14 protein-coding genes are annotated in these 13227 nt (G+C 30.2%); 9 read left to right on the forward strand and 5 right to left on the reverse strand.

Annotation, left to right across the window (positions count from 1 at the left end):
• Positions 1–3 precede the first annotated feature (3 nt).
• Together JCM15092_RS11700 and JCM15092_RS11705 are read right to left on the reverse strand one after the other, a co-directional pair.
• On the reverse strand, positions 4–1491 hold the full coding sequence (locus JCM15092_RS11700) for a xylulokinase (RefSeq protein ID WP_024994821.1): 1488 nt from the start codon (positions 1489–1491) through the stop codon (positions 4–6).
• 18 nt (positions 1492–1509) lie between these two features.
• The gene (locus JCM15092_RS11705; protein ID WP_024994822.1) at positions 1510–2241 is read right to left on the reverse strand and encodes an NUDIX hydrolase; all 732 of its coding nucleotides are present in this window, start codon (positions 2239–2241) and stop codon (positions 1510–1512) included.
• A 347-nt stretch (positions 2242–2588) separates the two neighbouring features.
• On the opposite strand from JCM15092_RS11705, the gene JCM15092_RS11710 reads away from it, so the two are divergent.
• Genes JCM15092_RS11710 through JCM15092_RS11725 form a run of 4 tightly spaced genes read left to right on the forward strand, consistent with a single transcriptional unit; the run spans position 2589 to position 7150 of the window.
• Positions 2589–2954 carry a response regulator gene (locus JCM15092_RS11710; protein ID WP_024994823.1) on the forward strand — a complete coding sequence of 122 codons (366 nt, stop codon included), beginning with the start codon at positions 2589–2591 and terminating at the stop codon, positions 2952–2954.
• Positions 2955–2957: 3 nt separating this feature from the next.
• On the forward strand, positions 2958–4187 hold the full coding sequence (locus JCM15092_RS11715) for a sugar transferase (protein ID WP_024994824.1): 1230 nt from the start codon (positions 2958–2960) through the stop codon (positions 4185–4187).
• A gap of 11 nt (positions 4188–4198) precedes the next feature.
• Positions 4199–5002 carry a TolC family protein gene (locus JCM15092_RS11720; RefSeq protein WP_024994825.1) on the forward strand — a complete coding sequence of 268 codons (804 nt, stop codon included), beginning with the start codon at positions 4199–4201 and terminating at the stop codon, positions 5000–5002.
• Positions 5003–5005: 3 nt separating this feature from the next.
• Positions 5006–7150 carry a GumC family protein gene (locus tag JCM15092_RS11725; RefSeq protein WP_024994826.1) on the forward strand — a complete coding sequence of 715 codons (2145 nt, stop codon included), beginning with the start codon at positions 5006–5008 and terminating at the stop codon, positions 7148–7150.
• A 21-nt stretch (positions 7151–7171) separates the two neighbouring features.
• Here JCM15092_RS11725 and JCM15092_RS17255 read toward each other — a convergent pair whose 3' ends face one another.
• Entirely contained in the window at positions 7172–7336 is a 165-nt protein-coding gene (locus JCM15092_RS17255; RefSeq protein WP_159101400.1) for a hypothetical protein, read from the reverse strand.
• Between the two features lie 449 nt (positions 7337–7785).
• A complete protein-coding gene (locus JCM15092_RS17620; protein ID WP_024994828.1) occupies positions 7786–8073 on the reverse strand; it encodes a hypothetical protein in 288 nt (95 codons plus the stop codon).
• Between JCM15092_RS17620 and JCM15092_RS15965 the strand changes: the two genes are divergently transcribed.
• From JCM15092_RS15965 to JCM15092_RS11760, 5 genes are read left to right on the forward strand one after another with little or no spacing between them, the layout of a single operon-like run.
• Positions 7973–8590, forward strand: a complete 618-nt coding sequence (locus JCM15092_RS15965) for an O-antigen ligase family protein (RefSeq protein ID WP_235782344.1) — start codon at positions 7973–7975, stop codon at positions 8588–8590. The genes JCM15092_RS17620 and JCM15092_RS15965 overlap by 101 nt on opposite strands.
• Positions 8577–9452: a glycosyltransferase family 2 protein gene (locus JCM15092_RS11745; protein WP_024994830.1), complete on the forward strand. Its 876-nt coding sequence runs from the start codon at positions 8577–8579 to the stop codon at positions 9450–9452. The genes JCM15092_RS15965 and JCM15092_RS11745 overlap by 14 nt, the downstream gene beginning before the upstream one ends.
• Positions 9453–9454: 2 nt before the next feature.
• On the forward strand, positions 9455–10588 hold the full coding sequence (locus JCM15092_RS11750; protein ID WP_024994831.1) for a glycosyltransferase family 2 protein: 1134 nt from the start codon (positions 9455–9457) through the stop codon (positions 10586–10588).
• Positions 10581–11738 carry a glycosyltransferase family 2 protein gene (locus tag JCM15092_RS11755; RefSeq protein WP_034541977.1) on the forward strand — a complete coding sequence of 386 codons (1158 nt, stop codon included), beginning with the start codon at positions 10581–10583 and terminating at the stop codon, positions 11736–11738. The genes JCM15092_RS11750 and JCM15092_RS11755 overlap by 8 nt, the downstream gene beginning before the upstream one ends.
• Before the next feature lie 2 nt (positions 11739–11740).
• Positions 11741–12331 (forward strand): acyltransferase, encoded by a 591-nt coding sequence (locus JCM15092_RS11760; protein WP_024994833.1) that lies wholly within the window; start codon positions 11741–11743, stop codon positions 12329–12331.
• Here the strand turns inward: JCM15092_RS11760 and JCM15092_RS15970 are convergent.
• Positions 12320–13213 (reverse strand): glycosyltransferase, encoded by an 894-nt coding sequence (locus JCM15092_RS15970; protein WP_369384658.1) that lies wholly within the window; start codon positions 13211–13213, stop codon positions 12320–12322. The two genes, JCM15092_RS11760 and JCM15092_RS15970, sit on opposite strands and share 12 nt — an antisense overlap.
• Between the last annotated feature and the right edge of the window lie 14 nt (positions 13214–13227).

The raw sequence follows: 13227 nt of genomic DNA on the forward strand, positions 1-13227 counted from the left end.
TTTTTATTCTAAATTCTTTTTCAATAGACTCTTCCATCTTAAGTAAGCCTCTTCATAAGCCTCTTTATTATTCAAGTCCGGTTCAATGGTCTGCAATTTCTTAAGTGTTGCAAAGGCTTCATTATTGTCCTTGTAGAGACCTGCTCCAATACCTGCACCCTTAGCAGCACCTACAGATCCATCGGTATCATATAGATCAATCGTAGCTCCAGTTATACCTGCAAGCGTAGAGCTAAATATAGGACTCAAAAACATGTTTGCATATCCTGCATGTATCTTCTTGATATTGATACCTAAGCTCTCCATAATCTCAATTCCATACTTAAATGAGAATACTATTCCTTCTTGGGCAGCCCTGATTATATCTTCTTTTGTATGAACATTAAAATTAACTCCATTTATAGAACAGCCGATTTCACTATTCTCAAGCATACGCTCAGCACCATTACCAAATGGCAAAATGGAGATTCCATTGCTACCAATAGAAGATTTTGCAGCTAGTAAGTTCATATCATTATACGAGATTCCTTCTGGGGCAATGTTATGCTTAATCCATGAGTTAAGAATGCCTGTGCCATTTATACACAGCAGAACGCCCAAACGTGTTTGGTCAATAGAGTGGTTAACATGGGCAAAATTATTAACCCTAGATTTATTATCATAGTTTATCGTACCATTCACTCCATAAACTACACCTGAAGTTCCAGCTGTAGAAGCGATCTCACCTGGATTAAAGACATTGAGAGACAAAGCATTATTAGGTTGATCTCCTGCTCTATATGTAATAGGAGTACCTTCACATAAACCTAACTCTTGTGCAGCCCATGCATTTACTCTACCCTGTTCTGAGAAAGTCGGCTTAATTTCTGGAATAAAAGAACTATCAAATCCATAATATTTCATTATAATATCAGCAATCTTATTCTCTTTAAAATCCCAAAACATTCCTTCTGACAAACCAGATACAGTAGTACATATTTCACCGGAAAGCATCATAGCAATATAATCGCCAGGAAGCATTACCTTATATATCTTATCATATATTTCAGGTTCATTTTCCTTCACCCATGCTAATTTAGAAGCTGTAAAGTTTCCAGGAGAATTTAATAGGTGATTCAAACATACATCCTCCCCTATAGTTTGGAATGCATTCTGTCCATAAGGAACAGCCCTAGAATCACACCAGATTATTGCTGGACGCAATACTTTTTTATCCTTATCAACACAAACCAATCCATGCATCTGATATGAAATACCAATGGCTTTTATCTCCTTAGAATCAACGCCACTCTGAGTCATAACAGCCTTTGTAGACATTTTTAGATACTCAAACCAATTTTTTGGATCTTGTTCTGCCCATCCCTTTTTAACAGCAATAATAGGGGCTTCATTTTTAGGATAAAATGCAGATGCAATATTTTTTCCCGTATTTACATCAACAAGACTCGCCTTAACAGACGAACTTCCTATGTCATAACCTAATAAATACATATTTATTTAATTTAATGATTAACGTCCTGATTTATTATATATAGCTCTATCAAATTTAAATAGCCTAGCAGCCCTATGACTAACATTAACCTGCTTCTCATCCAATGGAACAACATACTGCATTTGAGTTACTTTTTTATGAAAATTTCTAACGTCATATTCTTTATCATAAATAAGTTCATAGAGAGTCCTTAATTGAGCTATAGTGAATTTCCTAGGTAATAAGTCAAATATTACACAAGGTGACATCTCAACATATCTTCTTATATGTAGTATTGAATCTTTTAAAATTTGGAAATGGTCAAATGCTAAGCTGTGAACTTCATCAACTGGAACCCATTCAGCATCAAATTTGTCTGAAAGATTAGAAAGATTCCTACTCATCTTCAACAATGATAAATATGCTATAGTAACAATTCTATCTATCTTCAAGCTGTCCAATTTATGAAACCTCTCTAACCATAATACATCTTTAGGATTACGGGTCCTATCTTTCGACCCATAGGCTTTAAACTGGCTCATCTTTACATTCTTCAAGCCGGATAGCTCACTAAGTACTCTCTTGGCAGCCTCATCAAGGTTCTCGTCATCATAGATTAGACTTCCTGGAAGCTTCATATTGTTATACTTATCATTTTCGCCACCATCCATCTGGCGAACAAGTAAAACTTTAAATTTATCTTTATCAAAACCAATCAGCACACAGTCAACAGACACATGTAGATTAATGTTCTCGTTTTGGTTTCCCATAATATTATTATTTACGCTGCAAATATAAATACTTTTTCATAAATACAACATCTAACAATACGTTTTTTGCTATGTTTTAAAACACTTGTTTTCAATCTTGTACATATCATACTTTATACATTATCAATGCTCCAACTTATCTTATTATTTACAATTAGTGCCTAATCCTCTCATTTACTGAATACATATTATTAGTTACCATATCAAAAAGAGCTTAAGAAAACAAAAAAAAGTAATTAAGAAATAAAAAAAATAATTTATGCGCAGAGTATTAAAAAACATTAGTTTATAGTATGATAAATACATTTTTTACTTATTTTTGCCTTACAGACAAAGTTTTAATAAATATGAAAAAGAGGATCCTTATATTAGATGATAAAGAGACTATAGCTAAAGTCTTGTCCATATATTTAAGAAATGACTACGATTGTGTTTGGCTTCCTGATGGAGTACAAGGAATGAAATGGCTTCAAGAAGGCAATATTCCAGATTTAATTATCACTGATATTAGAATGCCTGAAATGAGAGGAGACGATTTCCTTAATTGGATAAAAAGTAACGAGCTATTCAAACAGATACCAGTAATAATTCTAAGTAGTGAAGATAGCACTAGTGAAAGGGTTCGTCTTTTAGAAGAGGGAGCTGAAGATTATATTGTAAAGCCATTCAACCCTATGGAACTTAAAATTAGGATTAAGAAAATTATTGATTAAAAGATGACAAACCTTTTATATATCGGTAAGAACAAAAGTTTCTTATCCAATATTGGAAGACTTGAAAATGTACAAATGATTTACGCCCTGAATTATCAGGACGCAATTTTCATTTGTCTTAACCTTAAAGTACATGAAAACGTTGTTATTCTTTTTGAAAAAGGGGAATTGAGTTATGATATCAATAATATTCTATCCTTCAGAAAAAAGTTTCATCAAGCATATATAATGCTCATTACTGATAATTTATATAGTGAAGAGAGAACCGCTTATCTTAAAAGTGGGATAAATGATACTATATATCCATCAATCTCAAAAAATGATCTTATATACAAACTGAACCTTATAAAAAAACGTCAGGATGTACTATATCAGAAAACCAAAAAGAGCAAGGATGATAAAAAGATATTCAAACTTCCAATATGGAAACGAATCTTTGACCTCATTTTTGGTACTTTACTTATAATTATACTATCTCCAATTCTTTTTTTGACCGCATTAGCAATTAAGATTGAGAGTAAAGGTCCGATAATATATTCGGCTCCAAGAGTCGGATCAAATTACACAATTTTTAGTTTCTTTAAATTCCGCTCAATGTATATTGATGCAGATAAGAGATTGGACGATTTGTCTCACCTAAACCAATACTCTGTACAAAATCAAGTGGCAGGTACTATAACTCCTAAAGAGTTTTCTGTTGAAGAACTAGGAGATATGACTTTTGGCGATGGTGGTATGATTTTTGATGATGATGGAGTAGTAATTGGTGATGATATATTAAATATTGATAAAGATATCTCTATATTAGTCTCAGATGATTGTATATTGCCAGAGAATATGGTCGGTGAGATAACAAGTAATAAGAATCCTTTTATTAAAATTGCAAATGATCCTCGTGTAACTAAAGTTGGAAGGATTATTCGTAAATTAAGTATAGATGAGTTACCACAGTTATTTAATGTCCTTAAAGGTGACATGTCTATAGTTGGGAATCGACCACTTCCTCTATATGAAGCAGAAAAGCTTACTAATGATGAAAGTATAGATCGTTTTCTAGCTCCAGCAGGGATGACTGGACTTTGGCAAGTTGAAAAAAGAGGTGATGATTGTAAATTATCATCTATAGAAAGAAAAGAGTTGGATTTGAAATATGGTCGCAATTTCTCTTTATGGCTTGACATTAAAATTTTATTCAAAACACTAACAGCATTTGTCCAAAAAGGTAATGTTTAAAACATGTATTTATGAACAAATTAAAATATTACATACTATTTAGCCTATGTTCTTTTTCATGTCTCAATCTTTTAGCAAAGGGAGACAACAATAAAGTAATTCAAGAGGCTCCTAAGACAGATATAATAGTTCAGTCTAAGAATAACACCATTAGTGATTCTATTAGTGATGATTCATTTAAGTTACCACCCTTAAGTGTGTTATTTGAAAATGCCCGTAACAATCCTAGTGTTTCTATATTGGAAAAAGATAGACAACTTCAGAAAAAGTTACTTACTAAAGAGAAGAAAGCCTGGATGAATTTTTTTTCAGCCAGAGCTGGATATTCGCATGGCGTTACAGATAATTATGGTACTCAAACTGATGTTTTAACACCCATATTTTATCAATATACAGGTATAGAACAAAATTACTGGAATGTTGGAGGTAATGTTAATATACCAATTGAGGAGTTATTTGATTTAAAAGGAAAAGTCAATAGACAAAAAATACTTCTAGAAAAAGCTGAGTTAACTAAAGATCAAGCATTTGACCTTCTTAAGCAACAGATAATTCATATTTACGTTAATATAGAATCAAATATTGAATTATTAAAAGAAACTTCGCAAATTTTGGCGCTTTACCAAGGAGCTGCTTTAGAAGCAGAAGAAGAATATAGACATAAAAGAAATAATATTAGCGCTGTAGCTCTTGTGAAAGAACAAGAGTGTAATACTAAAGCTAAATATGAAAATATTCGTTCTAATATCAGAGAACAGATACTAGTACTAGAAATTCTTTCTAAAACAGACATTTTACCTCAGACTAATTTTTAGAATATGGAACAATTCAAATATATAATAAGTTTTTTCTATCGCATTCGCTGGTGGATTATTATAGTTCCAATACTAGTAGGTATTTTTGTATGGATTATTACAAGAAACACAGAAAAGAATTATGACGTAAAAACAACAATTTATACTGGAATAATTTCTGGTTATAATGTTGACCAATCTGATTACAAAAATGCGAATGTGCATCTAAGTAACCTAATAAATATTATTACTACAGAACGAACATTAAAAGCTGTCTCATTAAAACTTCTTACTCGTTGCCTAATTTATGGAGATGCTGAAAAAAATACTAGTTATATTACAGCAGAACACTTTAATATCCTAAATCAATCAATACCAAGAGAACTTAGGCCACTTATTGACAAGCAAGATGAAGAAAAAACATATAACCGTCTTGTTGCTTTTGAACGCCCATCAGTTAATAACTTTATTTACCAATTATTAAATTACAATAATCCATATTTTAGTATAGCTTCACTAAGTGAAAAAATAAAAGTATCTCAATTAGGGAATAGTGATATGATTGAGATAGGTTATAGTGCCAACGACCCAGGTATCACTTATAACACACTTGACATTTTAAATGAAGAATTTGTTAAACAATATCGAGAACTTAGGTATGGAGAGACCAATAATGTTATTCAATTCTTCCGTGAGGAGTTGGCAAGATTAGGATCACAGTTGACATCTGCAGAGGATTCACTTATAGAATACAATATTGAACATCGTATTATTAACTTTGAGGAGCAGACTAAACAGGTTACAATTCTAGATGCTGCACAAAGGGTGACTGATAATGATTTACTTATTAATAGTACTACCTCTTCAGCATTAACAAACTTTTACGAAAACAAGTTAGGTGAAGTAGCAAAAAGGATAAAAAACAGTAATGAGTTTCTAGATAATATAAATCGCCTGTCTACTATTAACAACGATTTGTATTCTAGATCATTAACCAATAACACTGGATATTATGATAAATTAAATAGAGAAAGAGATAAGACAGAAGAAAACATGTCAAATATTGCAAAAAAAATATCTTCTGTTAATTCCACAACTGATAATATTCCCTCTGAAACATTAGTAGATAAATGGCTAGAACAAGTAGTTCTCAATGAGAAAACAAAATCACAGATGCAAGCTCAGAATATAATGAGGGAGAAATTAGATGAAGACTTTGTATATTACTCACCAATTGGAGCTACATTAAATAGAAAAGAGAGAAATATTGGATTTGTTGAAAGTAACTACATGTCAATAATGGGCGCATTGAATCAAGCAATACTTAGGCAGAAAAATCTTGAGATGACTGCGGCTACTTTGAAAGTAATGAACCCACCTCTTTTTCCTTTAAACTCATCATCTAGTAACAGCAGAATGGTTGTCTTAACGTCCATGCTTGCAGCAATACTATTTATTATTGGGTATTTTTTGATAATTGAAATTTTAGATCATACTCTTAGAGATAAAACGAGAGCGGAAAGACTTACTGGTGGAGGTGTAATTGGAGCATTCCCGCAAAAGAGTTCACTTAGATACAGAAGATATAATAAGTCAATAGAGAGCATGGCTATTAAAAACCTTAGTACTAATATATTGCCGTATCTCTCAGGAAAGAAGCGACGTATTATTAATCTATTTAGTACTGAGCACAAAGATGGAAAGACTAATATAGCTAAAGCTCTAGAGTTTTACTGGAATAGCATTGGATTAAATGTACGAAGAATAACTTACGAAGAAGATTTCTTAAGCGAAGATAGCGAGTATATAGAAGCAAAAAGTATAAATGATATATGTAAAGACATTGACGATAATGAAATTATTATTGTAGAATTCCCTATACTTAAAGATAATCCTATATCTCCTTCTATTATAAATGAGGCAAGTTTAAATCTACTTGTCGTTAGAGCAAATAGGACTTGGAAGAATACTGACCAAAGAATTTATGATGATCTTTCACGAAAGAAAGATGATGAGGTTCCTCTCTTTATATATTTAACACAAGCAAATAGGAGTTGTGTAGAGGACTTTACTGGACAACTTCCTCCATATACATCTTTAAAGAACTTAGAATATAAATTATCACAATTAGGACTTACATCGACTGATTATGTAAACAATGAAAAATAATAATTTCATTAGTAAGATAAATTACAACCTATTAGTTGCAATAATTGGTATATCTCTATTTATGTGTTTATCTTGCATAATAGGATACCAATCTTCTTTACTTATTGGTATTATACCAATTGTTTTACTATCTGTAGGTATTGCTTTAACTAAGTCATGGATTTCTTTAACTTTCCTCTTTCTCACCAACTATATTATTATGGGAGTGACAAGATATATTTATATTTCTATTCCTATTACTAATGTCTTTGATTTGATTTATGGTACAATTATTGCATTTATAATAATAAAACAGATATATAAACATGAAGATTTTAGCAAAGTATTAAATGTATATACAATAGTTACATTTATATGGTTATTATATTGTACTATAAATATTGGTAATAATGTTACAGGCTCAATACATTTTGAATCATGCTTCGCACCGTTAGACCATTAGCTATATATCCATTTGTTACCTGTTTTGTAATATCTTTAAGTTGTAAAAGTCACAAATTTATTTACTACTTCCTTCTTCTTCTATCTATATTTACTATTCTTGGTGCATCAAGAGGAATTTGGCAAAAATACCATGGTTTTGATAGCACAGAGTACGAATGGCTTATGACAGTTGGAGCGAGAACACATCTAATCTATTCTGGTATAAGGTTTTTCTCTTTTTTCACAGATGCTGCTAATTTTGGTTGTAGTATGGGCTTATCTTTCGTTATTCTATTTATATCCTCAATATTCACAAAAAACAGATACTTAAAAATTCTATTCATTTTAAGTGCTGCGTTTTCTATATGGGGATTACTGTTATCAGGTACAAGAGCAGCAATGGCTATTCCATTTGTAGGCATTGCACTATTTACAATTCTTGCTAAAAAATGGAAATATATTGCCTTATCAGCGTTTTGTCTATTTACTGCTTTTTTCATATTAAAGTTTACTACCATAGGTAATAGCAACTCTGCTATTAGAAGAATGAGAACAGCTTTTAATATTGAGGATGCATCATTTCAAGTTAGAATTGAGAATCAAAAAGCATTAAAAGCATACATGAAGGAAGCACCTTTTGGAATTGGAATAGGTGTACAGCCCTCTGATATATCTGTACAAAATAAATTTTATTTTGTATCAACCTGTGCTTCTGATTCTGATTTAGTATACATATGGATGAGATTAGGAGTAGTTGGGCTTACAATATATCTTATTTTACAGTTTATCATATATGCATATGGAGCGTACATTATTCTATTTAAAATTAAAAATGAAGAAATAAGAGGGCTTTTGACTGGACTACTATGTGGTTGTGCTGGTTTGTTAGTTGCTTCATATGCTAACCAAGTTAGTTTACAGTTTCCTAATGGTCTCCTATCATTTACATGTCTCACATTAGTATTCTTAGGACCATACTTAGATAAACAATATAGTAAAGAGCATGGATGCAAATAATTTCATATCTGTTATCTCTGTAAATTACAATGGCTATTATGACACCTGTAATTTCATTGATTCTTGGACTACAGTTATTAGTTCATTTAGATATGAAATTATTATTATAGATAATGGATCAGAAATAAATGAAAGTATATTAATAAAAAACAGATATCCTAATATTATTACTTATAGGAGTGAAAAGAATCTTGGTTTCGCAGGTGCAAATAATATTGGAATTAAATTAGCAAAAGGAAATATACTTTTCTTCTTAAACAATGATACATTAATAATAAATGACACATTACCACAGTTCCTAAAAAAACTGAATTATAATAAAGTTGCAGGTATATCTCCTATTATTCTAAATCAGGATAAAGATTTCTCGATTCAATTTGCAGGATATACTGAGCTCTCCGAAATTACACTTAGAAACAAAGCACTCACAAATTTTAAAGATGATAATAGATCAATAAAAACTGCATTTTTACATGGAGCAGCGATGGCTTTTAAAAGAGAAGCAATAGAAAATGTCGGAATTATGAATGAAGATTATTTTCTATATTATGAGGAGTTTGATTGGTGTGAAAAGTTTAAAAAGAAAGGATATGAGATTTATGTAGAGCCATCTTTTAAAATCGTTCACAAGAATAGCGGCACAATAGGTTTAAATAGCCCAATAAAAGCTTACTATCTTACAAGAAACAGATTGTTATTTGCTTATAACAACCGTAGTAAATACAAATTATTTTTTATAATTTTATATCATCTTTCTATAGCATACCCTTATAATTTAATTAGAACTCTAGTTTATGGTAAAAAAGAGATAGCAAAAGCTGAAATTAGAGGTATTATAGATTATTTTAAAATAACAATATAATTATGTTCATCATTCAATTACTTGACATATTATTTTTTATTATTAGTTCAATAACAGTTCTCTATCTGTTATTTTTCTCATTTGCTGCATTTTTCAAAAAAAATGATGCTTATCATAATACAAAAGCAAGGCACAGATTTGCAGTTCTTATACCTGCATATAAAGATGATGATTATATTATTCCTACAGTAAGATCCGTAATGAGACAGGACTACCCTATTGATTGTTATGAAATAGTAGTAATTGCTGATCACCTTCATCCTGATACTATTTTAAGTCTTTCTCAACTTCCCATAACATTAGTTCAAGCTAATTTTATTAAAAGTTCAAAAACTAAAGCCTTAAAAGCCGCAACATCTATTTTGAATGAAAACAACTATGATATCGCAGTAATCTTGAATGCAGACAACCTTGTTGATACTGACTACTTAATAAAAATAAACGAAACTTTTGAGGCTGGTTCAATTGCTATTCAAAGCCATAGGGTGCGACAAGAGAGATCTACTAATATATCAGTAATTGATGCTGTAGCTGATGAAATAAATAATACTATTACAAGACTAGGCCATGTTGCCTTAGGACTCTCATCATCACTAAATGGCTCTGGTATGGCATTTGATTATTCATGGTTCAACGAAAATATAAATAAGCTATCAGACGAAGAAGATGAGAAGGCTTTAGAATCTTTATTATTAAAAGATAGAATATTTATAGATTATCTTGACGATGCTAACATATATGCAACTAAAATTGGTGGGAAAAATAAGTTTTATACTCAGAGGAGAAACTGGATACACTCTCATTATAGTTCATTCTTTGGGAATATTAAAAATCTTCCTAGTGCAATTGTAAGTGGCAATTTCGATTATGCTGACAGGATTATTCAATGGGGAATTTTCCCAAGAAGTATTATGTTTATTATTACTATTTTTTTTAGTACAATACTTCTATTTATAGAGTGGAGTTTAAGTATAAAATGGTTCATTTTATTTATTTTATTGCTTTTCTCAATGGCATTAGCTACACCAGATTACCTAGTTGATAATAAATTCAACAAATCAATGAAAGCTATTCCTATTATTGCATTAAGTGCATTAATTAATTTATTATTTAAAAAGAGAAATCATTATGACTGAATTTCTTAATATAACTTTTGCTATATTATTTATTTATTTCGCAATATGTATATTATACATATCTGTTTTCTCTTTTGCCTCATTTTTCTTTCATCCAATAAAAATAACAAAAAAAAATATTTATAATAAATTTGCTATTCTATTACCATCTTATAGAGAGGATGATGTAATAGATGACTCGGTTGATTCTCTAATATCTCAAAGCTACAGCAATATCAATTATGATATACATGTAATATCAGATAGTATGTCAACAGAAACAAATGAGAGATTAATCCGTAAAAGGATTAACCTATATGAAGTTAAATTCGAGAACAGCTCAAAAGCAAAATCATTAAAATACGCCAGTAAATTATTACATAAATATGATTATGTTATAATTCTTGACGCTGACAATATTGTCCCATATAATTATATTGAAGATATAAACTCATTCGTTTCAGAGACTGGATGTATAGCATTACAAACCCATCGTCAGTCCAAAAATATTGATAATAATATTTCTTATATGGATAGTGTTATTGAAGAGATGAATAATTCAATATACAGAAAAGGACATAATGCAATTAATATATCATCATCTATAATTGGTTCTGGAGTAGTATTAGATTATAAATGGTTTATCGAAAATGTACAAAACTTAGAAAGTACTGGAGAAGATAAAGAAATTGAAGAACAACTATTAAAACAAAATCACTTTATATATTATAACGAAGATATCATTTTCAAAGATGAAAAGGTAAGCAACAAAAAGAGCATAAAATATCAAAGAAGAAGATGGATAGGTACTCAATTCCATCTGCTTAAACTTTTGCTCTTCAATTTACTCGTAGTAATAAAAAAAGGTAATATAAACTATATAATAAAAATTATAGAAACTATTATTTTACCAAAGAGTTTATTAATTGGTTTTCTATTTATTACAACTTTAATTATTACAATTATTAGTCCTATTTTTTCTATAGTATGGTGGGGTATGCTTATTTTATTACTGACATCTTTGTATGCTGCAATTCCAAAATATTTGAGAGATAAAAGACTTATTATTGCTTTATCAAACTTACCACACTATTTTATGATGATGTTTGTAAACCTATTTAAAATAAAAAGTGCAAACAAGAGTTTTATTCACACTCAACATGGAGGTTAATAATGACAATAAAAGAGTATATATATTCTCATAATAAGATTAAAAGTATATTTTACCGACTTATTATGCATCCAGTAAAGACAAGGCCTAATTGGTGGATTAGGCTTTTCATGAGGTTTTATACTAAACGAGGCAAAAAAAGTATAATATATAGAAGTGTTCGTAAAGACATTACTCCATTTCATGACTTTCATTTAGGAGATTATTCAGTAATAGAAGATTGGTCATGCATCAATAATGCTGTAGGAGATGTCATTATAGGTTCACATACACGCATTGGATTACACAATACTGTCATTGGACCAGTAATTATTGGAAACCATGTAAATATTGCTCAAGGAGTTGTTTTATCAGGAATGAATCACTCCTTTAATGATCTATCAAGAAGGATAGATGAACAAAAAGTTGTCACCTCCCCTATCATTATTGATGATGATGTCTGGGTTGGAGCTAACTCTGTCATTCTAGCTGGTGTAAAAATTGGAAAGCATTGTGTCATTGGAGCAGGAAGTATAGTTACTAAAGATATTCCTGATTACACTATAGCAGTTGGTAATCCTGCTAGAATATATAAAAATTTATCAGATAAATAACTTAAATAGATTCTTCTTGTGAAGATATTTATCTAGATTACTACTTCTACATTTCAAGTAAAATTTAATTCTATCCTTGTAATTTAAAGATTTTGCTGTTTGGCATACAGTATTAATCACATAATAAGTATATCTATCAATAACCTCAGAATAAGTCAAATTAGTTTTTTTAAATTTCTGAACTTCTTTTAGAACCTCAATATAACAATCTACATTAAATAATGAGAATACTTTAGACATAGTAGAGTTACATCTAATTCGATGAAAAATGAGTTTTATATTCAAATAACCTATTTTATCAGACTGCAAAAACAACAAAAATGTGAAAAGCTCATCTTCATGAATAATATTGGGTAAAAATCTTATATTTAGTTTTCTAAAATAATCAGTTTTTACAATATACAACCACGGTACAGCCCTAAATGAGTACGTTTCTAGCATCTTTTCTATCAGAGACTTTCCACAATACAACTCATCCTCATTGAAATAATTTGATCTATTATAGTCCCAAGAAATTTCTTTTGCACCTTCTTCATAAATAATATTACCATCAAAAAAGAGTAAATCAAGATTATTCTTGTTACATCTATCTAGACAAAGAAAAAGTGCATCTAAATTAAGAATATCATCGCTATCCATAAAATAGATATAATCGCCCTGTGCAATATCAATGGCAACATTTCTTGCAACAGACTGCCCATAGTTTTTCTGCTTGATAAAAATTATTCTCTTATCGTCATTAGCAAACTTATCAATAATATCACTGCTACCATCACTTGAACCATCATCCACAATAATAATTTCTATATCTCTTAAAGTTTGATTTACAATACTAGATAATGATTCTTCCAAATAAGGAGCGGTATTATAGACAGGGATTATTACAGAAACTTAGG

The organism is Phocaeicola paurosaccharolyticus JCM 15092 (assembly GCF_000613805.1).
Taxonomy (GTDB): domain Bacteria; phylum Bacteroidota; class Bacteroidia; order Bacteroidales; family Bacteroidaceae; genus Phocaeicola; species Phocaeicola paurosaccharolyticus.